The sequence below is a fragment of the Agromyces protaetiae genome, assembly GCF_004135405.1.
In the GTDB taxonomy this organism is placed as follows: Bacteria; Actinomycetota; Actinomycetes; order Actinomycetales; family Microbacteriaceae; genus Agromyces; species Agromyces protaetiae.
Genome location: NZ_CP035491.1, coordinates 1,553,983 through 1,579,688 on the forward strand (window position 1 = coordinate 1,553,983; position 25,706 = coordinate 1,579,688).

Annotated in this window: 23 protein-coding genes and 2 pseudogenes; 17 read left to right on the forward strand and 8 right to left on the reverse strand. The window is 70.8% G+C overall.

Features of this window, described 5'->3' with window-relative positions; genetic code table 11:
- Positions 1–11 precede the first annotated feature (11 nt).
- The gene (glmM, locus tag ET445_RS07340; RefSeq protein ID WP_129190197.1) at positions 12–1,376 is read left to right on the forward strand and encodes a phosphoglucosamine mutase; all 1,365 of its coding nucleotides are present in this window, start codon (positions 12–14) and stop codon (positions 1,374–1,376) included.
- A 207-nt stretch (positions 1,377–1,583) separates the two neighbouring features.
- Here glmM and coaA read toward each other — a convergent pair whose 3' ends face one another.
- On the reverse strand, positions 1,584–2,531 hold the full coding sequence (coaA, locus tag ET445_RS07345; RefSeq protein WP_129192450.1) for a type I pantothenate kinase: 948 nt from the start codon (positions 2,529–2,531) through the stop codon (positions 1,584–1,586).
- Between the two features lie 94 nt (positions 2,532–2,625).
- Between coaA and glmS the strand changes: the two genes are divergently transcribed.
- The 10 genes from glmS to ET445_RS07390 all read left to right on the forward strand — a co-directional run bounded on the left by glmS (position 2,626) and on the right by ET445_RS07390 (position 11,190).
- Positions 2,626–4,476, forward strand: coding sequence for a glutamine--fructose-6-phosphate transaminase (isomerizing) (gene glmS / locus ET445_RS07350; RefSeq protein ID WP_129190199.1), 1,851 nt, complete (start codon positions 2,626–2,628; stop codon positions 4,474–4,476).
- Between the two features lie 3 nt (positions 4,477–4,479).
- Positions 4,480–4,854, forward strand: coding sequence for a holo-ACP synthase (locus ET445_RS07355; RefSeq protein ID WP_129190201.1), 375 nt, complete (start codon positions 4,480–4,482; stop codon positions 4,852–4,854).
- Complete coding sequence (gene alr, locus ET445_RS07360) at positions 4,851–6,059, forward strand: alanine racemase (RefSeq protein ID WP_129190204.1); 1,209 nt, start codon at positions 4,851–4,853, stop codon at positions 6,057–6,059. The genes ET445_RS07355 and alr overlap by 4 nt, the downstream gene beginning before the upstream one ends.
- A 32-nt stretch (positions 6,060–6,091) precedes the next feature.
- On the forward strand, positions 6,092–6,589 hold the full coding sequence (tsaE, locus tag ET445_RS07365; protein ID WP_129192451.1) for a tRNA (adenosine(37)-N6)-threonylcarbamoyltransferase complex ATPase subunit type 1 TsaE: 498 nt from the start codon (positions 6,092–6,094) through the stop codon (positions 6,587–6,589).
- A 304-nt stretch (positions 6,590–6,893) separates the two neighbouring features.
- Entirely contained in the window at positions 6,894–7,517 is a 624-nt protein-coding gene (gene tsaB / locus ET445_RS07370) for a tRNA (adenosine(37)-N6)-threonylcarbamoyltransferase complex dimerization subunit type 1 TsaB (protein ID WP_129190206.1), read from the forward strand.
- Positions 7,514–8,047: a ribosomal protein S18-alanine N-acetyltransferase gene (gene rimI, locus ET445_RS07375; RefSeq protein WP_129190207.1), complete on the forward strand. Its 534-nt coding sequence runs from the start codon at positions 7,514–7,516 to the stop codon at positions 8,045–8,047. Before tsaB ends, rimI begins: the two co-directional genes overlap by 4 nt.
- Entirely contained in the window at positions 8,044–9,096 is a 1,053-nt protein-coding gene (gene tsaD / locus ET445_RS07380; RefSeq protein ID WP_129190209.1) for a tRNA (adenosine(37)-N6)-threonylcarbamoyltransferase complex transferase subunit TsaD, read from the forward strand. Before rimI ends, tsaD begins: the two co-directional genes overlap by 4 nt.
- 175 nt (positions 9,097–9,271) lie before the next feature.
- Positions 9,272–9,700, forward strand: a complete 429-nt coding sequence (locus ET445_RS07385) for a DUF4190 domain-containing protein (protein ID WP_243695366.1) — start codon at positions 9,272–9,274, stop codon at positions 9,698–9,700.
- A gap of 25 nt (positions 9,701–9,725) precedes the next feature.
- Positions 9,726–10,622, forward strand: a complete 897-nt coding sequence (locus ET445_RS17195) for a DUF4190 domain-containing protein (RefSeq protein ID WP_165314332.1) — start codon at positions 9,726–9,728, stop codon at positions 10,620–10,622.
- 10 nt (positions 10,623–10,632) lie between these two features.
- Positions 10,633–11,190: a DUF4190 domain-containing protein gene (locus ET445_RS07390; RefSeq protein ID WP_129190213.1), complete on the forward strand. Its 558-nt coding sequence runs from the start codon at positions 10,633–10,635 to the stop codon at positions 11,188–11,190.
- A gap of 35 nt (positions 11,191–11,225) precedes the next feature.
- On the opposite strand, the gene ET445_RS07395 is transcribed toward ET445_RS07390, so the two are convergent.
- A complete protein-coding gene (locus ET445_RS07395; protein WP_129190215.1) occupies positions 11,226–12,428 on the reverse strand; it encodes a class I SAM-dependent methyltransferase in 1,203 nt (400 codons plus the stop codon).
- A 176-nt stretch (positions 12,429–12,604) separates the two neighbouring features.
- Between ET445_RS07395 and groES the strand changes: the two genes are divergently transcribed.
- The 3 genes from groES to ET445_RS07410 all read left to right on the forward strand — a co-directional run bounded on the left by groES (position 12,605) and on the right by ET445_RS07410 (position 15,559).
- The gene (gene groES, locus ET445_RS07400) at positions 12,605–12,901 is read left to right on the forward strand and encodes a co-chaperone GroES (RefSeq protein ID WP_129190217.1); all 297 of its coding nucleotides are present in this window, start codon (positions 12,605–12,607) and stop codon (positions 12,899–12,901) included.
- A gap of 178 nt (positions 12,902–13,079) precedes the next feature.
- Positions 13,080–14,042: an EamA family transporter RarD gene (rarD, locus tag ET445_RS07405; protein ID WP_424922884.1), complete on the forward strand. Its 963-nt coding sequence runs from the start codon at positions 13,080–13,082 to the stop codon at positions 14,040–14,042.
- A 236-nt stretch (positions 14,043–14,278) separates the two neighbouring features.
- Positions 14,279–15,559 carry an ABC transporter substrate-binding protein gene (locus ET445_RS07410; RefSeq protein ID WP_129190219.1) on the forward strand — a complete coding sequence of 427 codons (1,281 nt, stop codon included), beginning with the start codon at positions 14,279–14,281 and terminating at the stop codon, positions 15,557–15,559.
- Between the two features lie 541 nt (positions 15,560–16,100).
- On the opposite strand, the gene ET445_RS07415 is transcribed toward ET445_RS07410, so the two are convergent.
- From ET445_RS07415 to ET445_RS07430, 4 genes are read right to left on the reverse strand one after another with little or no spacing between them, the layout of a single operon-like run.
- Complete coding sequence (locus ET445_RS07415; protein ID WP_129190221.1) at positions 16,101–16,838, reverse strand: ABC transporter ATP-binding protein; 738 nt, start codon at positions 16,836–16,838, stop codon at positions 16,101–16,103.
- Complete coding sequence (locus ET445_RS07420) at positions 16,835–17,842, reverse strand: ABC transporter ATP-binding protein (RefSeq protein ID WP_129190223.1); 1,008 nt, start codon at positions 17,840–17,842, stop codon at positions 16,835–16,837. The genes ET445_RS07415 and ET445_RS07420 overlap by 4 nt, the downstream gene beginning before the upstream one ends.
- A complete protein-coding gene (locus ET445_RS07425; protein ID WP_129190225.1) occupies positions 17,832–18,812 on the reverse strand; it encodes a branched-chain amino acid ABC transporter permease in 981 nt (326 codons plus the stop codon). Before ET445_RS07425 ends, ET445_RS07420 begins: the two co-directional genes overlap by 11 nt.
- A gap of 9 nt (positions 18,813–18,821) precedes the next feature.
- Positions 18,822–20,075: a branched-chain amino acid ABC transporter permease gene (locus ET445_RS07430; RefSeq protein ID WP_129192453.1), complete on the reverse strand. Its 1,254-nt coding sequence runs from the start codon at positions 20,073–20,075 to the stop codon at positions 18,822–18,824.
- A gap of 411 nt (positions 20,076–20,486) precedes the next feature.
- On the opposite strand from ET445_RS07430, the gene guaB reads away from it, so the two are divergent.
- Positions 20,487–21,989: an IMP dehydrogenase gene (gene guaB, locus ET445_RS07435; protein WP_129190227.1), complete on the forward strand. Its 1,503-nt coding sequence runs from the start codon at positions 20,487–20,489 to the stop codon at positions 21,987–21,989.
- Between the two features lie 76 nt (positions 21,990–22,065).
- Positions 22,066–22,401 (forward strand): annotated as a pseudogene (locus ET445_RS18620) (ECF transporter S component); the annotation flags it as partial.
- Here ET445_RS18620 and ET445_RS07445 read toward each other — a convergent pair.
- Together ET445_RS07445 and ET445_RS07450 are read right to left on the reverse strand one after the other, a co-directional pair.
- Positions 22,356–22,586: a hypothetical protein gene (locus ET445_RS07445; RefSeq protein ID WP_129190229.1), complete on the reverse strand. Its 231-nt coding sequence runs from the start codon at positions 22,584–22,586 to the stop codon at positions 22,356–22,358. The pseudogene ET445_RS18620 and the gene ET445_RS07445 sit on opposite strands and share 46 nt — an antisense overlap.
- A 109-nt stretch (positions 22,587–22,695) precedes the next feature.
- Positions 22,696–23,862 (reverse strand): MalY/PatB family protein, encoded by a 1,167-nt coding sequence (locus ET445_RS07450; RefSeq protein WP_129190231.1) that lies wholly within the window; start codon positions 23,860–23,862, stop codon positions 22,696–22,698.
- A gap of 124 nt (positions 23,863–23,986) precedes the next feature.
- On the opposite strand from ET445_RS07450, the pseudogene ET445_RS17950 reads away from it, so the two are divergent.
- A pseudogene (locus ET445_RS17950) lies at positions 23,987–25,695 on the forward strand (ABC-F family ATP-binding cassette domain-containing protein).
- Positions 25,696–25,706 lie beyond the last annotated feature (11 nt).

Below are 25,706 nucleotides of genomic sequence, written 5' to 3' on the forward strand. Positions count from 1 at the left end.
AGGAGTATCGGATGCCTCGGCTCTTCGGAACCGACGGGGTTCGGGGCCTGGCGAACCGTGAACTCACGGCCGACCTCGCCCTGAACCTCGCTCAGGCGGCTGCCTTCGTGCTCACGCAGGGCCGGCACGCCGATTATCTCCGCTCCGTCGGTCGACGGCCGGTCGCGGTGCTCGCTCGAGACCCCAGGGTCTCGGGCGAGTTCCTCGCGTCGGCCGTCGCCGCGGGGCTCGCGAGCTCCGGCATCGACGTGCTCGATGCCGGGGTGCTCCCGACGCCCGCGACGGCGTTCCTCATCGAGTCCATCAAGGCCGACTTCGGCGTGATGATCTCGGCGTCGCACAACCCCGCTCCCGACAACGGGATCAAGTTCTTCTCCTTCGGCGGCACGAAGCTCCCCGACGAGGTCGAGGATCGCATCGAAGCGACCCTCGCCAAGGGTCAGCAGCTCGCGCCCACGGGCGGCGGCGTCGGACGCATCCGTCGCTTCGCCGACGCCGAGGACCGCTACGTCCTCCACCTCATCGGCAGCCTGCCGAACCGACTCGACGGCATCAAGGTCGTGCTGGACTGCGCCCACGGCGCGGCGTCGGGCGTCTCGCCCGAGACCTTCAAAGACGCGGGCGCCGAGGTCGTCGTCATCGGCGCCGACCCCGACGGCATCAACATCAACGACGGCGTCGGCTCGACCCATCTCGGCCCGCTGCAGGCGGCCGTCCTCGAGCACGGCGCAGACATCGGCATCGCGCACGACGGCGACGCCGACCGCTGCCTCGCGGTCGATGCCGAGGGCAACATCGTCGACGGCGACCGCATCATGGCGATCCTCGCGGTCGCCATGAAGGAGCGCGGCAAGCTCACCGACGACACCCTGGTCGTCACGGTCATGTCGAACCTCGGACTCAAGCGGGCCATGGCCGAGCACGGCGTGAAGCTCATCGAGACGAAGGTCGGCGACCGGTACGTCCTCGAAGCGTTGAGCGAGCACGGGCTCGCCCTCGGCGGCGAGCAGTCGGGCCACGTCATCATGACGGAGTTCGCGACGACGGGCGACGGCGTGCTCACGGGGCTCCACCTCGTGGCCGAGATGGCGCGCACGGGCAAGTCCCTCAAGGAGCTGGCCGACGTCATGACGGTGTACCCGCAGGTGCTCGTCAACGTGCGCGGGGTCGACCACCACGCGCTCGGCGGCGACGAGGAGATCGCGGCGGCCGTGCAGGCGGCCGAGGTCGCGCTCGGCGACTCGGGTCGGGTGCTGCTGCGTCCGTCGGGCACCGAGCCCATGGTGCGGGTCATGGTCGAGGCCGCCGACCAGGCGAGCGCAGACCGGCACGCGAACACGCTCGCCGAGGTCGTGCGCGCGCGGCTCTCGCGCTAAGGCCTGCTTCTTCGGCACCGGCGCGCGCCTTGCGAAGCGGCAGCGGCGGCACTGTGCGGGTGCGACGGCACGCATTCAGGAGATCGAACGCTGTTCAGGACCGGATGGCTCGAAGCATCCTGAATCGCTTGCGATCTCCTGAAACGGCGATGTGTCGACGGATCCCGCGGAGCGAACGGATGCCGCGGAGCGGCGCGTGCGGTCGGCTCAGAGCTTGCGGAGCAGCACGTTCTGCACCGTGTGGTCGGCGCTCTTGCGCAGCACGAGACTCGCGCGCGAGCGCGTCGGCCGGATGTTCTGCAGGAGGTTGGGTTCGTTGATCGAGCCCCAGATCTCGCGCGCGCGAGCCCGGGCCTCGTCTTCGGACAGCGACGCGTAGCGGTGGAAGTACGACTTCGGGTTCGCGAACGCGCCGCGCTGGAGCTTCAGGAAGCGCTCTTCGTACCAGCGCGCGATGTCTTGCGTGCGCGCGTCGACGTAGATCGTGAAGTCGAAGAGGTCGCTCACGGCGAGCCGGTGGCCGGGTGACGGCGGCTGCAGCACGTTGAGGCCCTCGACGATGAGGACGTCGGGGCGGCGGACGGTGATCTGCGCGTCGGGCACGATGTCGTACGCGAGGTGCGAGTAGAAGGGCGCGCGCACGGATGCGGCGCCCGCCTTGATCTCGCTCACGAAGCGGAGCAGTGCGCGCCGGTCGTACGACTCGGGGAAGCCCTTGCGGGTCATGAGCCCGCGGCGCTCGAGTTCGGCGTTCGGGAAGAGGAAGCCGTCGGTCGTGATGAGCTCGACGCGCGGGGTGTGCTCCCAACGGGCGAGGAGTTCGCGGAGCAGGCGCGCGATGGTCGACTTGCCGACCGCGACGGAGCCGGCGACGCCGATGACGAACGGCGTGGACTCGGTCTGCTCGCGGAGGAACTCGCTCGTGACGCGGTGGAGCGCCTTCGTGCCGCCGACGTACAGGTTGAGCAGCCGGGAGAGGGGAAGGTACACCTCGGAGACCTCGCGCATGTCGAGGGGTTCGCCGAGTCCGCGCAGCTGCACGATCTCGGTCTCGGTGAGCGGCGCGGGGATTGAGGGGGCGAGTGCCGCCCAGTCCGCGCGGTCGAGTTCGATGAACGGCGAGAGCTGCGCGGCCGACGGGCTCTGGCGATCCAGCACCTCGACAGTCTACCGGCGCGTCGACCGCGGAGCCTTCCGTCCGTTCCCGGGAATGCCGGTCGCCCAGGAAGGCCAGCCTAGAATCGAGCGCATGTGTGGAATTGTCGGATACGTCGGGGAGCGCAGCTCGCTCGACGTCCTCATGGGCGGCTTGCGCCGTCTGGAATATCGCGGGTACGACTCGGCGGGCGTCGCCGTCATCGATGAGGGGGGCAGCCTCGAGACCGCAAAACGCGCGGGCAAGCTGCAAGTCCTCGCCGACGAGCTCGAGCGCCACCCGCTCGCCGAAGGCGGCACGGGCATCGGGCACACCCGGTGGGCGACGCACGGCGGTCCGACCGACCGCAACGCGCACCCGCACCTCGGCGACGACGGCCGGCTCGCGCTCATCCACAACGGCATCATCGAGAACTTCTCCGAGCTGAAGGCCGAACTCCTCGCCGAGGGCTTCGCATTCGAGAGCGAGACCGACACCGAGGTCGCCGCCGTCCTCCTCGGCCGCGAGTTCCACGAGGTCGGGGAACTCCGCGAGGCGTTCCGCCGGACGGTCGGGCGGCTCGAGGGCGCGTTCACGCTCCTCGCCGTGCACCGCGACCAGCCGGGCCTCGTGGTCGGCGCGCGCCGCAACTCGCCCCTCGTCATCGGGCTCGGCGAGGGCGAGAACTTCCTCGGCTCCGACGTCGCGGCGTTCGTCGAGTACACGAATCGCGCCGTGGCGATCGGCCAGGACCAGATCGTCTCGATCACGGCCGACGGCGTCGAGGTCACCGACTTCGACGGCGCGCACGTCGACGTCGAGCCGTTCGAGGTCGCGTGGGATGCTTCGGCCGCCGAGAAGGGCGGTTGGTCGTCGTTCATGCGCAAGGAGGTCGCCGAGCAGCCCGAGGCCGTGCAGAAGACGATCCTCGGCCGCGCGGTCGACGGCAAGGTCGTGATCCCCGAGCTCGAGGCGTTCGGAGACGACCGGCTCCGAGACATCCATCGCATCACCGTCGTCGCGTGCGGCACCGCGTCGTACGCGGGCCTCGTCGCGAAGTACGCGATCGAGCAGTGGGCGCGCATTCCCGTCGAGGTCGAGCTCAGCCACGAGTTCCGCTACCGCGAGCCCGTGCTCGACGAGCACACGCTCGTCGTGTCGATCAGCCAGTCGGGCGAGACGATGGACACCCTCATGGCCGTCAAGTACGCGCGCGAGCAGGGCGCCAAGGCGATCTCGATCTGCAACACGCAGGGCGCGACGATCCCGCGCGAGTCCGACGCCGTCGTCTACACGCACGCAGGCCCCGAGGTCGCGGTCGCGTCGACCAAGGCGTTCGTCGCGCAGATCACGGCGCTCTACCTGTTCGGCCTGCACCTCGCGCGCGTGCGCGGCACGCTCGACGACGCGGCGCTCGCGGAGAACCTCGCCGAGCTGCAGGCGATCCCCGAGAAGCTCGAGGCGGTGCTCGGCGAGTCCGACGGCGTCGCGCAGCTCGCGCACTGGATGGCCGACACGCGTTCGGTGCTCTTCCTCGGCCGGCACGTGGGCTACCCCATCGCGCTCGAGGGCGCGCTCAAGCTCAAGGAGCTCGCGTACATCCACGCCGAGGGCTTCGCCGCGGGCGAGCTCAAGCACGGGCCGATCGCGCTCATCGAGCCGGGTCAGCCGGTGTTCGTCGTCGTGCCGAGCCCGCGCGGGTCGCAGAACCTGCACCCGAAGGTCGTCTCGAACATCCAGGAGATCCGGGCGCGCGGTGCGCGCGTCATCGCGATCGCCGAGGAGGGCGACGCGGCGGTGCTGCCGTTCGCCGACGAGGTCGTGCGCATTCCGCTCGCAGCTCCCTTGTTCGAGCCGCTCCTCGCGGTCGTGCCGCTGCAGGTCTTCGCGATGGAGCTCGCCGAGGCGAAGGGCCTCGACGTCGACCAGCCGCGGAACCTCGCGAAGTCGGTGACGGTGGAGTAGCGGGTGATCGCGGGCATCGGGATCGACGTCGTCGACATCGCGCGGTTCGAGCGGTCGCTCGTTCGGACCCCGCGGCTCGTCGAACGGCTGTTCGCTGAGAGCGAACGCGATCACCCGGCCCGCTCGCTCGCGGCCCGATTCGCCGCGAAAGAGGCCCTCATCAAGGCGCTCGGCGGCCATGCCGTCATACGCTGGCACGACATGCGCGTCGTGCAAGACACCGAAGGAAACCCCGATTTCGTGCTCGAGGGCGCGCTCGCCGAACACGTGCGCGCCCTCGGCATCGACCGGGTGCACCTCTCGATGAGCCACGACGCGGGCATCGCGAGCGCGTTCGTGATCGTCGAGCGGGCGGCGGACGGCGGGCGGATCGCATGACGGATGTCTCGAGCGGCACGCCTGGGCGACGCCCCCTCCGTGCGGCGGTCATCGACCTCGACGCCGTCGCACGCAACGTCGAGACGCTCGCCGCGCGCGTCGCTCCCGCGAAGATCGTCGCCGTCGTCAAGGCAAACGCCTACGGCCACGGCGCCGTTCCGGTCGCGCGGGCTGCGCTCGCCGGAGGGGCGGCGCTCCTCGGCGTCGCCGATCTCGACGAGGCGTACGAACTCCGCGCCGGCGGCATCCACGGGCCCGTCGTGGCGTGGCTGCACGACCCGTTCGCCGACTTCCGGCGGGCGATCGGGCTGCGCATCGAGCTCGGCGTCTCGAGCCTCGCGCAGCTCGAACGCGTCGCGGCGGCGACGCTCACCTCCGAAGCGGCCCGCGTCCACCTGAAGATCGACACCGGACTCAACCGCAACGGCGTCCCCGAAACCGAGTGGGCGGCGGTCGTCGCGCGCGCCGCCGAACTCGAACGGCTCGAGCAGATCACGGTCGCGGGCGTCTTCAGCCACCTCGCGAACACGTCACGCGAAGCGGATGCCTCGCAGCTCGCCGCCTTCGAACGGGCGCTCGCCGTGGCATCCGACGCGGGGCTCCGCCCCGGCATCCGCCATATCGCCTCCTCCGAGGCCGCGCTCCGCGACCCGCACGCGCGCTACGACGCCGTGCGCGTCGGCATCGGGATGTACGGGCTCACGCCGTTCGGCGACGGCACGACCTCGGCCGACCTCGGGCTCACGCCCGCGATGACCCTCGTGACGCGCGTCGCAGGCACGCACCGCGCCCAGGCGGGTGCCGGCGTCTCGTACGGGCACCTGTGGCGTGCCGAGCACCCGACGACGCTCGCGCTCGTGCCGCTCGGCTACGCCGACGGCATTCCGCGGCATGCGACGGGCGGCGGGGCGGAAGTGCTCCTCGGCGGCAAGCGCCGCCCGATCGTCGGGCGGATCGCGATGGACCAGTTCGTGGTCGACGTCGGCGACGACGACATCCGCGAGGGCGATGAGGTCGTCGTGTTCGGCGCCCCCGCGACCGGTGCCCCGACGGCCGACGAGCTCGCCGAGGCATCCGGCACCATCGGGTACGAGATCGTGACCCGCATCGGCCCGCGCGTCGCGCGCGTGCATGTCGGCGGGCCGAAGGCGACGCCCTGGCCCGACGCCGAGGGCTACGGCGACGTCGATGAGGAGGAGGAGTGAGCCTCCGCCTCGCGATCGCCGACGCCGACGCCATGGAGGAGTTCGGCCGTGCACTCGGCGCGGAACTCCGCGCCGGCGATCTCGTCGTGCTGACGGGCCCGCTCGGCGCGGGCAAGACGACGCTCACGCGCGGCATCGGCGAGGGGCTCGGCGTGCGCGGACCCGTGCAGTCGCCCACGTTCGTGCTCGCGCGCACGCACCCGAGCCTCACGGGCGGCGCGCCGCTCGTGCACGTCGACGCATACCGGCTCGGCACGGCCGCCGAGCTCGACGATCTCGACCTCGACTTCGACCGGTCGGTCGTCGTCGCCGAGTGGGGCGCCGGGCTCCTCGACGACGTGAGCGAGTCGTGGCTCGAGATCGTGATCGAGCGGCGCGTCGGCGGGGCTGATGCGGCGAGCGAGCCGGATGCCTCGGACGGCGGCGCCCCCGAGGCATCCGCCGACCTCGATCTCGACGCCGACGAACCGCGCACCGTGACGGTCACCGCTCACGGCCCGCGCTGGGCCGGTACGCGCTACTCGGCCTGACCACCCACCTCGCCCCACCCGCCACCCCGCCCCACCCCACCCCGCCCCACCGGGTTTGTCGGACAATCGGCCGAATGTCGGACACATCGGGGAGATTCCGTCCGACAAACCCGGTGTTGTCCGACAAACCCGGCGTTGTCCGTCAAACCCGGTGTTGTCCGACAAGCCCGGCGTTGTCCGACAAACCCGGCGTTGTCCGTCAAACCCGGTGTTGTCCGACAAACCCGGGTTTGTCCGACACCGAAGAGCCGGGGGAGGTGCCGCGGCCGGCTCCGGCGTCAGCCGGGGCGCATAGGCTGGAGGCATGCTCCTCGCCATCGACACGTCGACCGGCACCTCCGTCGCCGTCGTCGACCGCGACGGCGGCGTGCTCGCCGAGGTCGGCACCGACGACCCCATGCGGCACGCCGAGGTCGTCGGCGACTTCATCCGCGACGCGCTCGCCGCGGCGGGCGTCTTGCCCCGTGAGCTCTCGGGCGTCGCGGGCGGCATGGGTCCCGGGCCGTTCACGGGGCTGCGGGTCGGGATCGCCGCCGCGCACGCGTTCGCGCTCGGCATCGGCAGGCCGTTCGTGCCGGTCGTGAGCCACGATGCGGTCGCCTTCGCGTGGTACCGCGACGGCGGGTCGGGTCCGCTGCAGGTCGTGACCGACGCGCGTCGGCGCGAGTCGGCGGTGTCCGACTACGACGGGCTCGACGATGACGGCCTACCCGTGCGAGGCGCGGGCCCCGCGCTGTTCCCGCGTGACGAGGTGCCCGCACCCCGAGGCATCCGGCTCGAGGCATCCGTCGTCCCGGCCGGCGCGCTCGGACTGATCGCCGAGACCGCCTACGCGGCCGGCCGCCTGCCGCTCACGGCCGACGAGCCCCTCTACCTGCGCGCACCCGATGTGACGCCCTCGGCGGGCATCAAGCGGGTGACGCGATGAGCCTCATGCTGCGCCGGGCGAAGACGACCGACCTCGACGGGATCATGGCGCTCGAACGCGCCGTCTTCGAGGGCGACGCGTGGCCCGAGCACGCCATGCGCGCCGAGCTCGAGGGCGAGCACAGCCACTACCTCGTCGTCGTCGACGATGCCGCACCCGACACCGTGCTCGGGTACGCGGGTCTCCTCGCGGGCCGCGGCTCGGGCGAAGGGGACATCCAGACGATCGCCGTCGAACCCGCGCAGCGGGGCGGCGGCGTCGGCCGCGCGCTCATGAACGCGCTCATCGCCGAGGCCCGCGCCCGCGGCGCCGAGCGCCTCTTCCTCGAGGTGCGCGCCGACAACCCCGTCGCCCGCGGCCTCTACACGTCGCTCGGCTTCGCCGAGATCGGCGTGCGGCCGGGGTACTACCGCGACGGCGTCGACGCCGTGCTCATGCGCCTCGACGTGCCCGCCGCTCAGGCGGCGCCGGCGCCGCTCGACATGTCGCCCATCGAGGTCGGGTCCCCCGAGCAGGAGGAGAACGGATGACCCGCGAAGCCCCCCTCGTCCTCGGCATCGAGACGAGCTGTGACGAGACGGGCGTCGGCATCGTGCGCGGCACCGAGCTCCTCGCCAACACGATCGCCTCCTCGATGGAGGAGCACGCCCGGTACGGCGGCGTCGTGCCCGAGGTCGCGGCACGCGCACACCTCGAGGCGCTCGGCCCCACGATCCGTGCGGCGCTCGACGAGGCATCCGTCTCGCTCGGCGAGATCGACGCCGTCGCCGTCACGAGCGGACCCGGCCTCGCGGGCGCGCTCATGGTCGGCGTCGGCGCGGCCAAGGCGCTCTCGCTCGCCATCGGCAAGCCGATCTACGCCGTCAACCACCTCGTCGGCCACGTGGGCGCCGACCTCCTCGGCGACGTCGAGCCTCTCGAGACGCCGACCGTCGCCCTCCTCGTCTCGGGCGGGCACACGTCGCTCCTCCTCGTCCGCGACCTCGTGAGCGACGTCGAACTGCTCGGCGAGACGATCGACGACGCCGCCGGCGAGGCCTTCGACAAGGTCGCGCGCCTGCTGGGACTGCCCTACCCCGGCGGCCCCGAGATCGACCGTGCCGCGATCGGCGGCGATCCGACCGCCATCCGGTTCCCGCGCGGACTCACGAAGCCGAAAGACCTCGAACGCCACCGCTACGATTTCAGCTTCTCGGGGTTGAAGACCGCGGTCGCGCGGTGGGTCGAGCAGCGCGAGGCGCTCGACGAGCCGGTGCCCATGGCGGATGTCGCCGCGAGCTTCCGCGAGGCCGTCGTCGACGTCCTCGTCGGCAAGGCGCTCGCCGCGTGCGCCGACCTCGGCGTGCCGCGGCTCCTGCTCGGCGGCGGCGTCGTCGCGAACGCGCGGCTCCGTCAGGTCGCGCAAGAGCGGGCGGATGCCTCGGGCGTCGCTCTGCGGATTCCGCCGCTGTCGCTCTGCACCGACAACGGCGCGATGATCGCCGCCCTCGGTGCGCGATTGATCGCGGCGGGACATCCGCCGTCGGATCTCGGCTTCGGCGCCGACTCGACGCTCCCCGTCACCGACATCCGCGTCTGAGCGCCTCGGCGCCGCTCCGCGTCGCGTTCCGACACTCAGTCCACAACCCCTCGCCGTCGCGCGCGCCGCGCGCTAGGGTGAACCGAATCGAGCGATGCCGCGCGCCATTCCGGCCCGCGTCGCGGATCACCGCGATGCGACGACCGGCATCCACGCACCCGAGGGGACCGACACAGTGACCGATCCGAACCTTCCCGAGCAGCCCGCCGGCGTTCCGCCCGTGACGCCGCCTGCGGCGCCCGCGTACGGCGCGCCCCCTGCGGCGCCCGCGGCTCCCGCCTACGGCGCACCGGCCGCTCCCGCCTACGGCGCACCGGCCGCTCCCGCCTACGGAGCGCCCGCCTACGGCGCCCCCGCGCCCGCCGCGCAGAAGACCAACGTGCTCGCGATCGTGTCGCTCGTGACGGCGTTCTTCGTCTCGCTCGCCGCCGTCATCACGGGCCACATCGCCCTCAACCAGATCAAGAAGACGGGTGAGAGCGGCCGCGGTCTCGCGATCGCCGGCCTCGTGCTCGGCTACCTCGGCCTCGCATTCGGGCTCATCTGGATCATCATCGTGGTCATCGCGCTCGCGAGCGGCGGCGTCACCTACTCGACGTACTGATCCCTCTCGAGGAGGAGACCGCACGATGACCGATCCGAAAGACAACACCCCCGACGACGCAGTACCCGCCGTCGACTTCGGCGGGGCCCCGGCCGCGCCCGACTCGGCGTGGGCCGCGCCCGCCGAGGGCGCCTCGGCAGCCGAAGAGGTCGCCGAAGAGACCGTGCTCCGCGAGTCGCTCCCCGGCGCCGACCAGGCAGCCGTGGTGACCGGCGCCGCGAGCACGCCCGAACCCCCGGCCGCTCCCGAGCCGCCCGCGGCGCCTGAAGCGCCGTCCGTGCCCGAGGTGCCGTCGGTGCCCGAGCCGCCGGCTCCGCCGGCCCCGCCCGGGTACTGGACGCCGACCGAGGTGCCCTCGAGCGCGCCTGCGGCTCCGGCCGCGCCCGCGTACGGGGCGCCCGCGGCGCCTGAGCCGCCGGTCTACGGCGCTCCGGTTCCGCCCGCCTACGGCGCTCCGGCCGCACCCGAGCCGCCTGCCTACGGCGCTCCGGTCCCGCCCGCGTACGGTGCTCCGGCCGCACCCGAGCCGCCTGCCTACGGCGCTCCGGTCCCGCCCGCGTACGGCGCTCCGGCGCAGCCCGCGTACGGTGCGCCCGCGCAGCCCGCCTACGGTGTCCCGGCTCCCGCCTACGGTTCACCGGCGTACGCGCCCGTGCAGCAGAAGGCCCAGGTGCTCAGCATCATCTCGATGATCGCCGGCATCTTCGGCATCCTCGTGAGCGTCTTCGGGGTGGGCTTCGGATTCATCTTCTCCGCGGCCGCAGTCGTGCTCGGCTTCCTCGGACGCAAGAAGGAGCCGGCGGCGAAGGGGTTCTGGCTCACCGGTCTCATCACCGGATTCGTCGGGATCGCGATCTCGCTCGTATTCGGGCTGTTCCTGCTCATCTTCATCATCTCGGCGGCCTCGTACTCGACCTACTAGGCTCTGCTGCATGAGCGAGCGTGAGGGGGTCCCGCCGATCAGCGGGACCCCCGATCCGTTTCCCCGAACCGAGGCTCCGCCCCTCGGCGAAACGACGCGCCGGCCCGCAGCACATGACAGCGACCCGGATGCCCCGGCGATCGACCCGCTCGCCGAGTACCACCCGGGCGGCACCACCCACCAGGCCATCCCGCCGATCCGCGAGTTCGACGAGACGTTCGACACCGGGGTGCTCCATCAGCTGCCGACCGGGCAACTGCTCATCGTCCACCGCCCCGGCGTTCCGCCCTCGGCCGGAGATGCGGCCGAAGACGTCGACGTGCAACGGCGCGTCTACAGCTGGGTCGGCGCTGTCCTCGGTTCCATCGGCGCCGTCGCCTCGCTCTTCGTCGGCTGGATGCTTCCGCTCGCCGTCGCGGCCATCGTGTTCGGCGTCCTCGGCCTCCGCCGCGAAGAACACGGGCGCTCGCTCGCATTCGTCGCCATCGGCACGGGCATCACGGGCCTCGTGTTCTCCGCGGTGTGGATCGGCTACTACCTCATCGTCTACGGAGCCCTCCCGAGTTGACGCGCGGTGTGGATCGGCACGGGGCCGGTCGGTCGTCAGCCGTCGAGCCGTTCGACGAGGAGCGTCACGCGACGTCCCTCCTCGCGCGTGACGACGATCGTCGCCGACGCGTCGCCCTTGAGCTTCAGTCGGGTGCGCAGCGCGGCGGGGTCGATGTCGACGCCGCGCTTCTTGATCTCGAGCGTGCCGATTCCGCGTGCCGCGAGCGCCTGGCGCAACTGCCGCTCGTCGTTCGGCAGCCGCTCGACGACGCGGAACCCGCGCGCGAACGGCGACTCGAACGCCCGGTCGGCCGTGATGTAGGCGATGCCGTCGGACAGCATCCACCCGCCGTTCGCGCGTGCGAGGTCGCCGATGAGCCGCGCGCGGATGACCGACCCGTCGGGCTCGTACACGTAGTCGCCGAGGGGGCCGACCGGCGCGTCCTCGCTGTCGGCGGGTGCCGTGAGCTCCGACGCCTGGTCGCCGCGGACGACGAGCGCCGCACGGCCGACGCCGGGCCGGGCGAGCGGCCCGAACCACACGCCCAGTTCGACGACGTCGCCGTCGACCGACACCCACTGCGCCTCGGCGCCGGCCGGCACGAGGTCGCGGTCGGTGCCGGGGCCGAGCTTCACGCCGACGGCCCCCGCCGTGACGACGTCGGCGAGGCCGAACGCGAAGTCGAGGGACGGCGTGTACTGCGAGGCATCCGCGATTCTCGTCGTGCGACCGCCCGCGGTCGTGCGCCGAGCGGGGTCGAGCCATGCGCCGCCGATGCCGCCGAGCGCGACGTCCTCGGCGCGCGAGTGCAGCACGCGCGCGTGCGGGAACGGGCTGAGGTTGAACGCTGCGATCGCGGCCGTGACCTCGTCGGCGTCGGCCGCGGTGACCTCGAGGTCGACTGCGGCGAGGGCGAGGGCGTCGCCGCCGATGCCGCAGCCGAGGTCGGCGACGTGACGGATGCCCGCGCGCGAGAAGCGGCCGGCATGGAGGGCGGCGACGCGCAGTCGGGTCGCCTGCTCGAGGCCGGCCTCGGTGAAGAGCATGCGGCTCGCGAACTCGCCGAACTTGGCGCGCGCCTTGTCGCGCAGCTTCGCCTGACTGAGCACGGCGGCGACGAGTGCGGGGGAGTGGCCCTGCTTGCGGAGGTCGGCGACGGTGCGCACGACGTCGGCCTTCGTGTCCCACGGGGGGAGCGAGTCGAGGAGCCGCAGGCCCTCGGGCGAAAGCAGTTCGACGAGCTCGGCGCGGTCCACCCCGTCACGGTAGCAGGCGGGCGAAGGGCGGCCGCGAGACATCCGTCACAACGCTGGCACTCACGTTGCACGAGTGCCAGAACCCGCATAGACTCCCTGTTAGCACTCTCAGTCCGAGGCTGCTAACCACAGTCTTCGTGCAAGACAGCACCCACCACCGAGAAAAGGGGTCAACCGTGTCGGTTTCCATCAAGCCGCTCGAAGATCGCATCGTCATCAAGCAGGTCGAGGCCGAGCAGACCACGGCGTCGGGTCTCGTGATCCCCGACACCGCGAAGGAGAAGCCGCAGGAGGGCGAAGTCATCGCTGTCGGCCCTGGCCGCATCGACGACAACGGCAACCGCGTGCCCCTCGACGTCGCCGTCGGCGACAAGGTCATCTACTCGAAGTACGGCGGCACCGAGGTCAAGTTCGGCGGCGAGGACTTCCTCGTCCTGTCGGCCCGCGACGTGCTCGCGGTCGTCGTCCGCTGAGTCGACGCACCCACGCTCCGAAGCCCGGTCGCCTTTCGAGGCGGCCGGGCTTCGTCGCGTCTGCGGATGATTCGGGCGGATGTCTCGGGGCCCGGGTCGGGGCCCCGCGTTCCGTGCGGCGCGCGGGCGAGGCATCCGCTCGTCCTTCCATGTCCGAGGCCGGGCGTAGGCTGAACCGGTGCCCAGCCCCGAAGCCCCGCTCCAGTCGACCGCGACACCTGCTTCGGGGGTGAACCGCGCGGGCCTCGCCTACGCGGTGGGCGCCTATGTGCTGTGGGGCTTCCTCCCCGTCTACTTCATCGCGCTCGCGCCGTCGGGGCCGATCGAGATCGTCGCGTGGCGCATCCTGCTCTCGCTCGTCTTCTGCGCGCTCCTCCTCTCGGTGACGCGTACGTGGCGACCGTTCATCGCGCTGCTGCGCGACCGTCGCGTCGTGCTCACGATGGGCCTCGCGGGCGTGCTCATCTTCATCAACTGGCAGACCTACGTCTACGCGACCGTGACCGACCAGGTCGTCGAGGCCGCGCTCGGGTACTTCATCAACCCCATCGTCACGGTGTTCCTCGGCGTCATCGTGCTGCGCGAGCGGCTCAACGCCGTGCAGTGGACGGCGGTCGGCATCTCGATCCTCGCCGTCGTCGTGCTCGCCTTCGGGTACGGGCAGCTGCCGTGGATCGCGCTCGTCCTCGCCTTCTCGTTCGGCTTCTACGGGCTCATCAAGAAGCGCGTCGGGCCGCGCGTCGACGCCGTTTCGGGGCTCACGCTCGAAACCGTCTGGCTCGCGCCGCTCGCGGGCGCCCAACTCGTGTTCGTCGCGATGACGAGCGGGCTGACGATGGGCACGGCGGGCGCCGGCCACACGACCCTGCTTCTTCTCGCCGGCGCGATCACGGCCATCCCGCTCCTCCTCTTCGCGGCGGCGTCGCGCCGGCTGCCCCTCATCCAAATGGGGTTCATCCAGTACTTCGCGCCGTTCATTCAGTTCCTCGTCGGCGTCTTCGTGCTCCACGAGCCCATGCCGTTCGAGCGCTGGATCGGGTTCGCGCTCGTCTGGGTCGCGCTCGTCGTCCTCACGTTCGACGCCGTGCGCAGCGCACGCGCTTCGCGCCGGGTCGTCGACGACGTCGCCGAGCTCACCTGAGCGCTCGCGTCATCCCGCGTCTCAGAACGCGCATGATCGTTGCGTCGCGCGACGGAATCCTACGAGGGATCGCGCTCTCCGCCGTCGAAGGTGACGGATGCATAACGCTTCGCCGGTGTTACCGGGTTGTAATCGGGATTTGTTGGTTCCGTGACAATGCCCCAACTACTGTGACAGAACCGGCGTGCCCCCAAGGCCCGCTCCCAACGAAACATCCTTCAGTCCCAAGGAGCAACATGAGCGTTTTCGGCAAGTCCGTGCCTGCTCGTTCGCGCGGCAAGGTCTGGACGGGAGTCGCGGTCGCCGCGACGAGCGCCCTCCTCCTCTCCGCTTGTGCGAGCGGCGAGACCGAGTCCCAGGAAGGCGCGGGCCCCCGCGACGAGCTGGCGCTCACGATCGGCACGGCCCTTCCGCAGACCGGCAACCTCGCCTTCCTCGGCCCGCCCGAAGAGGCGGGTGTCGCCTACGCGACCTCGCAGATCAACGCCGTGTCCGACAAGACCGGCCTCACGCTCGACGTCGTCTACGGCGACTCCGGCGACACCGACAACAAGGCCTACGAGACCGAGATCCCCCGCCTCCTCGGCGAAGACGTCTCGGCCATCATCGGCGCTGCGTCTTCGGGCACCTCGCTCCAGTTCATCGACCAGGTGACCGGCGCAGGCGTCATCCAGTTCTCGCCGGCCAACACGTCCGACGCGTTCACGACGTACGACGACAACGGCCTGTACTTCCGTACCGCTCCGTCCGACGTGCTCCAGGGCGAGGTCCTCGGCAACCTGATCGCCGAAGACGGCAACCAGACGCTCGGCCTCATCGTGCTGAACGACTCGTACGGCACCGGTCTCGCGAAGTACGTCTCGGAGGCCTTCGAGGCCGCCGGCGGCGAGGTCGTCGCGGAGTCCACCTACAACACGGGTGACACGACGTTCGACTCGCAGATCGGCGAGGTCCTCGCGGCCGCTCCCGACGCGATCGCGCTGATCACGTTCGATGAGGTCTCGACCATCCTCCCCAGCCTTTTCGGGCAGTTCCCCGCCGACAAGCTCTACTTCGTCGACGGCAACCTGAAGAACTTCGGCGACGCCTTCCCGGCCGGTTCGCTCACGAACGCCAAGGGCACGCTCCCCGGTCTCACGATCGACTCGATCTCGGCCTTCACGGGCGAGCTCGACGCGTTCCTCGAGTCCGAGGGCACCCCGGCGCTCGAGGACTACAGCTACGCGGCTGAGTCCTTCGACGCGACCGTCCTGCTCGCCCTCGCTTCGCTCGCCGCGAACTCGACCGACCCGGCCGACATCGCTGCGAAGCTCATCGAGGTCTCGGGCGGCTCGGGCGACGGCGAGAAGTGCTCGACGTACGAAGAGTGCGCCGACATCATCCTCGGCGGCGGCGTTGCCGACTACGACGGCATCTCCGGCCCGATCACGTTCGACGAGGTCGGCGACCCGACCGAGGCGTCGATCGGCATCTACCAGTACGGCGAGGACAACAACTACAAGGCCTACGAAGGCTGAGTCGGTTCGACCCGAACAGCAAGGGGCCCCGGTCTTCGACCGGGGCCCCTTCGCGTGCCCGGGTGTGCGCGATGGGGGTGTGGGGTCGCCCGACCTGCCCGACCTGCCCGTCCCCGCCCTCCCCGGGCATCGAGTGTCCACGACACGCGGCGGCCCCCGTCGGCATGGCGCAGAGTGTGGACACTCGCCGAGTCGGGAGACCGCGCAGCAAGGACGTGCCCGCGCGCGGGGCATGGTCGAGGCATCCGGATGTCCTGTGGCTCTGCTCGACGGCGCCACCGTTTCGGCCATCCTCACAGCAACTCAGGAACGATCCGCCGCCAGGCGGCGTGGCGGAGGCTCCGCACCGGCGTGTTGCTCAGTTCTTCCTGAATTGCATGAGGGGCCGAGTGTCGCGGGCGTGGCGGGTGTGCGGGTGTGCGGGCCGCGCCGAGTGCGCGCGAAGCGCGACGTGCGACACCGCCCCGGAACGCCGAACGGGGCGGGCTCCCGAAGGAGCCCGCCCCGTCCGGCGCGGAAGACGCGTGACGCGTGACGCGCGCTACTTGCCGAGCGACCCGAGGTAGAGCTCGGTGACCTTGGGGTCGTTGAGCAGCTCACGGCCCGAGCCCGTGTAGGCGTCGCGGCCCTGGTCGAGCACGTACCCGCGGTCGCAGATCTGCAGACAGCGCCTGGCGTTCTGCTCGACCATGATGCACGTGACGCCGGCCTTGTTGATCTCGGAGACGCGGATGAACGCCTCGTCCTGCCGGACCGGCGAGAGGCCCGCCGACGGCTCGTCGAGCAGCAGCACCTTGGGGTCCATCATGAGCGCGCGGCTCATGGCGACCATCTGGCGCTCACCGCCCGAGAGCGACCCTGCGCGCTGCTTCAGGCGCTTGCCGAGTTCGGCGAAGATGCCCGTGACGAACTCGAGGCGCTCCTTGTAGACGGCAGGGCGCTGGAAGAGCCCCATCTGCAGGTTCTCCTCGATCGTGAGCGAGGGGAACACGTTGTTCGTCTGCGGGATGAACCCGACGCCGCGGGAGACGAGCTTGTTCGCCTTCAGCCCAGTGATGTCTTCGCCTTCGAGCGTGACCTTGCCCTCGCGGATGTTCACCTGGCCGAAGATCGCCTTCAGGAGCGTCGACTTGCCGGCGCCGTTCGGGCCGATGATTCCGATGAGCTCGCCCTGGTGGGCGACGAGGGAGCATCCGTTCAGGATGTTCACGCCCGGCAGGTAGCCGGCGTGCACGTCGTCGACGAAGACGACGGGGGTGGCGGTGGCGGTCTGGGTCACTTGTCCTCCTCCTCGAGTTCTGCGAGGCCTTCGTCGGCGAGCGACTCGGCTTCGACCTCGGTGGATGCCTCGGCATCCGTCGTGGGGTCGGCCTCGTCTGCCGTGAACCGGCCGGTGACGACGCCGAGATCGAGCTCTTGGTGAGCGCCCAGGTAGGCGTCGATGACGGCGGGATCCTGCATGACCGAGTGCGGGTCGCCTTCGGCGACGACGCGGCCCTCGGCCATGACGACGACCCAGTCGGCGATGTGGCGCACCATGTGCATGTCGTGCTCGACGAACAGCACGGTCATGCCCTGGTCCTTCAGGTCGAGGATGTGATCGAGGAGCGACTCGGTGAGCGCGGGGTTCACGCCGGCCATGGGCTCGTCGAGCATGACGAGCTTGGGCTCGCTCATGAGGGCTCGCGCCATCTCGAGGAGCTTCCGCTGACCGCCCGACAGGCTCGCCGCGAAGTCGTTCGCCTTCGCGTCGAGCTTGAACTTCGTGAGCAGATCGCGGGCGCGCGTCTCGATCGCCGCATCCTGTCCGCGCCAGGCGGCCGGGATCAGGCTCGACCAGAAGCGCTCGCCGCGCTGGCCCTTCGCACCGAGCTTCATGTTGTCGAGCACGGTGAGCAGGCCGAGCGCCTTCGTGAGCTGGAACGTGCGCACCTGGCCCATGCGGGCGACCTGGTATGCCGGCACGCCCGAGAGGGACTTGCCGTCGAACGTCCACGTGCCCTCGTTGGGCTTGTCGAAGCCGGTCAGCAGGTTGAACAGCGTCGTCTTGCCGGCGCCGTTCGGGCCGATGAGGGCCGTGATCGCGTTGCGCGGGATCTCGAGGTGGTCGACGTCGACGGCCGTGAGGCCGCCGAACGTGCGGCGCACGCCGTCGACGACGATGATCGGGTCGACCTTTTCGACACCGGGCTTCGCGTCGCCCTTGTGGAGGCCGGTCGACTTGGGACGGGCGACGAGACCCGTCGTCGTGGGCTCTTCGGGAGCCGGGAACTCACTTGACAAAGGTCAGCTCCTTCTTGTTGCCGAGGATGCCCTGCGGCATGAAGATCACGAGCAGCATGAGGGCGACACCCACGAGGATGAACCGGAGCGTGCCCGCCTGGATCTGCGTCATGAAGGGGAGGAAGCCCGCCTGCACGAGCGCCGGCAGGAAGTTCGAGAGGAACGTCTGCAGCACCCAGAAGATGAGCGAGCCGAGGAGCGGGCCGAACACGGTCGCGGCGCCGCCGAGGAGGAGCGCCGTCCAGACGAAGAACGTGAGCGAGGTCACGTACACGCCGGGGCTGGCCGCCCGGTCGAGGGCGTAGACGATGCCGCCCGACGCGGCGAGCACACCGCCCAGCACGAGCGCCTGCAGCTTGTACGAGAAGGCGTTCTTGCCGAGGGCGCGCACGGCGTCTTCGTCTTCGCGGATGCCCTTGAGCACGCGGCCCCAGGGGCTGCGCATGAGCATCCAGACGACGAGGACGGCGATCGCGAGGGTCACGAGGCCGAGGATGCGCGTCCACCACTCGTTCTCGTTGTAGATCCACGGTCCGAAGCCGAACCGGCCGGCCGGGATCGGGTTCGCGTCGCGGAAGTCCCGCTGGTAGCCCGAGAGGCCGTCGGCGGAGCCGGTGACATCCTCGAACGCGGTCGTCAGGAACAGGAGCCGCACGACTTCGGCGGCCGCGATCGTGACGATCGCGAGGTAGTCGCCGCGCAGGCGCAGTGTCGGCACACCGAGGATGAGCGCGAAGATCGCCGCGGCCACGAGGCCCGTGAGGGCGGCGAGCCACCACGGGAATCCGAACGTGAGGGTCGAGATCGCGTAGCCGTAGGCGCCGATCGCCATGAAGCCCGCTATGCCCATGTTGAGCAGGCCGGCGTAGCCGAAGTGCACCGCGAGGCCGAGGGCCGCGAGGGCGTAGCCGATCGTCGCCGGGCTCAGGATCGAGGACGCCGAGTTGTTGAGAATCTGAAGCCAGTCCATGGTGCGCGCCTACCCGATTCTCTCGCGACGTCCGAGGATGCCCTGCGGCCGGAACAGCAGGATGACGATGAGGATGACGAGTGCGCCCGCGTACTTGAGGTCGTCGGGGATCCACAGGCCCGACACCTCGACGAGGACGCCCACGATGAGCGAACCGATGAGGGCGCCGTACGCGGTGCCGAGACCGCCGAGGGTCACCGCGGCGAACATGAGGAGCAGGATGCCCGCGCCCATGTCCCACTTGATGCCCGGTCGGTAGTACGCGTACAGGATGCCGGCGAGGCCGGCGAGGCCGCCCGCGACGATCCACACGATGCGCACGACGTGGTCGACGTCGATGCCCGAGGCGGCGGCGAGCGACGGGTTGTCGCTGATCGCGCGCGTCGCCTTGCCGAGCCGCGACCGGGTGAGCCAGAGCGCGAACCCGACGATGACGACGATCGAGATGATGATCGAGACGATGTCGATCCAGCTGAGCTGGACGGGCCCGAACGTCATCTTCGGTTCGGCCGCGAGCGGGAGCTGCGTCGTGCCGCCGCCGATGAAGAACTGGAAGATGTATCGCATCGCGAGCGAGAGGCCGATCGACACGATCATGAGCTGGACGACGCCGACGCGCTTGCGCCGGAGCGGTCTCCAGAGGATCACGTCGAGGAGGAGCCCGAGCACGGCGCTCAGCACCACCGCGATCGGCAGGCCGATCCAGAGCGGCAGCGCGAGCGCGCCCGCGTTGACGAGGAAGGATGCCGCGACCGCGCCGAAGGTCACCATCTCGCCGTGGGCGAAGTTGGAGATGCCCGTCGTGCCGAACACGAGCGAGAGGCCGACCGCTGCGAGCCCCAGCATGAGCCCGAAGTTGAGGCCCTGCACGAGGCGTTGGATGAACTGATCCCACACGCTCGTCGTGTTGCGCTCGCCCTCGCCGATGAAGAAGTTCGCCGTCACGCGGCCGCCGGGGCCGACCGTGACCTCCTTCTCGTTGGGGCTGTCGTCTTCGGGGTCGACGACGGCGATGCCCTCGGGCAGCGTCTCTTCGTCGAGCGTGACGGTGTAGTCGGCGTTCCGTTCGGGAACGCTGACGTGCCATTGGCCGTTCTCGTCGGTTTCGACCTCTTGCGAACCGCCGGGCCCGTCGATCACGAGGCGGACGCCCTGCAGCGGCTCACCGTCGAGTTGGACGTTGCCGCTGATGCGGTACGGGTCGCCCTCGGCGGCGGACGCCGGGCCGGCGGTGAGCCCGATGAGGGCTGCGACCGCGGCCATCGTGGCGAGCACGAGGGCGACGATTCTGGTCAGGCCGCCAGGTGGGGCAGCGACGACAGGGGATGGGGATCTCACGGAACCTCCAGTCGGGACACCACGGCACGACGGAGTGTCCCGTCGACCGTGAAGGAGACGCTATGAGCGTAGTGTGTCGGCCGTGTTTCGTAGGCGGTGCTTCTGCGATCCGCAGCCGAATCGTGACGGATGCTGCGAATGCGCCATGTGCTATCGGGCGCGCGTGCGGGGGCGCGCGTCGCCCGCGCGGGCGCCGCTCGGGCGCCGCGCACGCGGGAATAAAACGCCCAGTCTCGCCGATTAGACTCGGTACATCCCCCGAACGGCCGACCGCCCGACGGGGACGACTTTTCGGCCGCCCCACCCTCGGGCGCGCCACCGCGGAGAAGAGGCGAAATGGACCAGCACGACCCGTTCGGTTTCACGGGGCTCACCTACGACGACGTCCTGCTGCTGCCGGGACACACCGACGTGATCCCGAGCGAGGCCGATACGAGCTCGCGCCTGACCCGCCGCATCCAGGTCGCGACGCCGCTGCTGTCCGCCGCGATGGACACCGTCACCGAGGCGCGCATGGCGATCGCCATGGCCCGCCAGGGCGGCATCGGCATCCTGCACCGCAACCTCTCGATCGCCGAGCAGGCCGACATGGTCGACCGGGTGAAGCGCTCGGAGTCGGGCATGGTCACCAATCCGGTCACGACGACGCCCGACGCATCCGTCGCCGACGTCGACGCGCTGTGCGCGACGTACCGTGTGAGCGGCCTCCCCGTCGTCGACGACGAGGGCGTGCTCGTCGGCATCATCTCGAACCGTGACATGCGCTTCGTCGCCGACTTCGAGAAGGCGACGACCAAGGTCGAAGACGTCATGACGAAGATGCCGCTCATCACGGGCCACGTCGGCATGAACCCCGACGAGGCGCTCGCGATCTTCGCGAAGCACAAGGTCGAGAAGCTGCCCCTCGTCGACGACGCGGGCAAGCTCACGGGCCTCATCACCGTCAAGGACTTCGACAAGAGCGAGCAGTACCCGAACGCCACGAAAGACAGCGAGGGCCGTCTCCGCGTCGGCGCCGCGATGGGCTTCTTCGGCGACGCGTGGGAGCGCGCCGAGGCGCTTCGCGACGCGGGTGTCGACGTGCTCGTCGTCGACACCGCCAACGGCGAGTCGGCGGGCGTGCTCGACATCATCCGCCGGCTGAAGGCCGACCCGACGTTCGCGCACATCGACGTCATCGGCGGCAACGTCGCGACGTACGAGGGCGCGAAGGCGCTCGTCGACGCGGGCGCCGACGCCGTCAAGGTGGGTGTCGGCCCGGGCTCGATCTGCACGACGCGTGTCGTCGCGGGCGTCGGCGTGCCCCAGATCACGGCCGTGTACGAGGCATCCAAGGCCACCCGCCCGGCGGGCGTTCCGCTCATCGCCGACGGCGGCCTGCAGTACTCGGGCGACATCGCGAAGGCGCTCGTCGCGGGCGCAGACACCGTCATGCTCGGTTCGCTCCTCGCGGGCACGGCCGAGAGCCCCGGCGAGCTCGTCTTCCAGAACGGCAAGCAGTTCAAGACCTACCGCGGTATGGGCTCGCTCGGCGCGCTGCAGACGCGCGGCAAGAAGACCTCGTACTCGAAGGACCGGTACTTCCAGGCCGACGTCCCCTCCGACGACAAGCTCATCCCCGAGGGCATCGAGGGGCAGGTGCCCTACCGCGGCCCGCTCTCGGCGGTCGCGTACCAGCTCATCGGGGGCCTCCGTCAGTCGATGTTCTACGTCGGCGCGCGCACGGTCGACGAGCTCAAGGCGAAGGGCAAGTTCGTCCGCATCACGCCGGCCGGGCTCAAGGAGTCGCACCCGCACGACGTGCAGATCGTGGTGGAAGCCCCGAATTACACTCGGTGACGGTACGAATGTCGCGTACCCGACAGATTCCGGTGACGGATGACTCGAGCCACGCGGCATCCGGCATGATGGCCCGGTGACCACCGACGCCCCCGCGCCCGCACGCACGCCCAACCCGTACTCGACGTCGTATTTGCTGACCGTCGCGGCGATCGCCGCGGCGACGGCGATCCTGCTCGTCGCCGGCAACTGGATCGCGTACGCGACGGCGGCGGTGCCGTGGCTCAACGGCGTGACGCTCGGGCTCTGGATCCTGCCGTTCGCGCTCGCGTTGAGGCTGCTGCCGCTCCCGGGCACGACGCTCCTCGTGGCGCTCTTCGCGGGCGTCGTCATGGCGCCGTTCCAGCCCGACGGGTTCCGGGCGATCTACGTCAACCTCTGGTACGCGTTCTTCTTCGAGGTCTTCTTCGCGGTGACGCTGTATCGCATCCGCGCGCTGTGGCTGTTCCTCGTCGCGGGCGCCGCCGGCGGGGCGATCTGGGGCGTCACGGTCGCGCTTGCACTCGACGTCGCGTCGCTCCAGCCGTGGACGCTGCCCGTCACGATCCTCGTGCCGACCGTGAGCGGCCTGCTCGGTGCGTGGCTCGGCGTCGTCATCGCCGACGCGCTCGTGAAGGCGGGGTGGGCGCTGGGACGCGCAAGCGCATCGAGGCGCGATCGGCGGCGAAGGCCGCGAATGCGGCGGCGGATGCCTCGGGGTCGAGCCTCAGCGATCGGTGAGGGCGGCGGCGTCCGACAGCCGTGTGATCGCTTCGCTCAGCACTTCGGGAGAGCACGCGAAGTTGAGGCGCGCGTGGCCGCGCCCGACGGATGCCCCGAACTGCACGCCGTGGCCGAGTGCGACGCGTGCGCGCTCGAGCGCGACGGCCGCGGGGTCGTCGCCCCAGCCGAGGGCGGCGAGGTCGAGCCAGGCGAGGTAGGTCGCATCGGGCAGGCGATAGCGGACGCCCGGGAGTTCGTCGGCGATCAGGTCGGCGAGGAGGCGCCGCGAGTCGTCGAGGCTCGCGAGCACGCCGTCGAGCCACTGCGCGCCGTGCTCGAACGCGGCGATCGACGCGATCGCGCCGAACTGGCTCATCCGATACGACACCTCGTAGGGCAGTTTCGCGCGGAGCGCGTCGCCGCGGTCGGAGCCCGTCACGATGAGGGCGGCCTTGAGTCCCGCGAGATTGAAGGCCTTGCTCGCGGCGGTCACGGCGACCCCGGCCTCACGTGCGGCATCCGAGACGGTGAGGAAGGGCGTGTATGCGACGCCGGGCTGCACGAGCGCGCCGTGCACCTCGTCGGCGACGACGATCGCGCCGTGACGCTCGGCGATCTCGGCGAGCGCCGAGAGGGTCTCGCGGGACGGCACGTGCCCGAGCGGGTTGTGCGGATTGCAGAGCAGGATGCCTCGGGCGCCCGCCGCGAACGCGGCGTCGATGCCGTCGAGGTCGAGCGACCAGCCCTCGTCGATGCCGCCGAGCATGGGCACCTCGACGACGGCCGCGCCCGCCTCGGTCACGAGGTCGAAGAACGGCGGGTAGATGGGCGGCGTGACGATGACGCCGTCGCCGGGGGAGACCGCGACCCGCAGGATCTCGACGATGCCCATGCTGACGTCGCCCGTCGCGGTGACGCGTGCGGGGTCGACCTCCCAGCCGAGCCGAGCGGCCGCGAAGGGCGCGAACGCTTCGGCGATGCCCGTCGAGCCGAAGGCGTACCCCGTGTCGGAGCGGTCGATCGCACGGTGCAGCGCATCCGCGATGGGCTCTGCGAGCGGGTAGTCCATCTCGGCGACGGGGAGCGGCAGCACGTCCTCGGGGTAGCCGCGCCACTTCGCGCTCGTGCGGGTGCGAAGCAGGTCGATGGGGTCCGCCGGAACGCGCTGCATGGGTTCATCCTGTCACCGATTCGAGCGGCGCTGGCGGGAGGCATCCGACCCCGATAGTCTGATCGGCTGCCCGCGTGGCGGCGCGGCGCGCGATCGCGCGACCGCCTCGTGAACGGATGCTCCCATGGGATTCCTCGACGTCAACGGCGTCTCCTATTCGCTGCCCGACGGCAGGCCCCTGCTCTCGGATGTCGCGTTCCGCGCGACCGAGGGCAGGACGACGGCGCTCATCGGCGCGAACGGCGCCGGCAAGACGACCCTGCTGCGCATCGTCCGCGGCGACCTCCGCGCCGACGAGGGCAGTGTGCAGGTCGACGGCGGGCTCGCCGTCATGGACCAGTTCGTCGGCAGCGGCCGCACGGCGGAGGGCACCGAGCCGACCGTCGGCGGGCTGCTCGTGACGGTCGCGCCGGCGCGCGTGCGTGCCGCGGCGATCGAGCTCGAGGCATCCGAGAACGCTCTCATCGAACGCGACGACACCGACACGCAACTGCGCTATGCCTCGGCCCTCGCCGAGTACGCCGAAGCGGGCGGGTACGACCAGGAGGTCGTGTGGGATCACTGCACGACGGCCGCGCTCGGCATCCCGTGGGAGCGCGCGAAGCTGCGCGACCTCGCGAAGCTCTCGGGCGGCGAGCAGAAGCGGCTCGCGCTCGAGGCGCTCCTGCGCGGACCTGAGCAGGTGCTCCTCCTCGACGAGCCCGACAACTCGCTCGACGTGCCCGGCAAGCGCTGGCTCGAAGACCGCTTGCGCGAGACGAACAAGACCGTCCTGCTCGTCTCGCACGACCGCGAGCTGCTCGCGCGCGCCGCCGACCGCATCGTGACGCTCGAGGCGTCGTCCGCGGGTTCGACGGCGTGGGTGCACGGCGGGAGCTTCGCGGGCTACCACGCCGCGCGCGACGCGCGCTTCGAACGGCTCGACGAGCTGCGCCGGCGCTGGGATGAGCAGCACCAGCAGTTGAAGACCCTCGTCGCGACGCTCAAGCAGAAGGCGACGTACAACGACGGCATGGCCTCGCGATACCAGGCCGCTCAGACGCGGCTGCGGAAGTTCGAGGAGGCGGGGCCGCCCGAGGCGAGGCCACCGGCTCAGGCGGTGTCGATGCGGCTCCGCGGAGCGCGCACGGGCAAGCGCTCGGTCGTCGCTTCGGGCCTCGAACTGACCGGCCTCATGAAGCCCTTCGACCTCGAGGTCTGGTACGGCGACCGCGTCGCCGTGCTCGGCTCGAACGGGTCGGGCAAGTCGCACTTCCTCCGGCTGCTCGCCGCGGGCGGCACCGACCCCGACCCCATGCAGGGGCACGTCACCGATCAGGGCGCGCGGCTCGCGCGCGAAGCGCCCACGGCCCACACGGGCGTCGTACGGCTCGGCGCGCGCGTCGTGCCGGGGTGGTTCGCGCAGGGCCACGAGCTGCCCGAACTGCGGGGAGGATGCTTCTCGACATCCTGCACCGGGGCGACTCGGGCCGAGACGGCCTGCCGCGCGAGCAGGCGAGCTCGGCGCTCGACCGGTACGGGCTCGCGGGCGCCGCCCAGCAGGTGTTCGACACCCTCTCAGGCGGTCAGCAGGCGAGGTTCCAGATCCTCCTCCTCGAACTGTCCGGCGCGACGGCGCTCCTCCTCGACGAGCCGACCGACAACCTCGACCTCGTCTCGGCCGAAGCGCTCGAAGACGCGCTCTCGCGCTTCGACGGCACGGTCTTCGCCGTCACGCACGACCGGTGGTTCGCGCGGGGGTTCGACCGGTTCCTCGTGTTCCGCTCCGACGGCGAGGTCGTCGAGACGGATGCCCCGGTGTGGGACGAATCGCGCGTCGTGCGCGCCAGATAGCGGGGCGGATG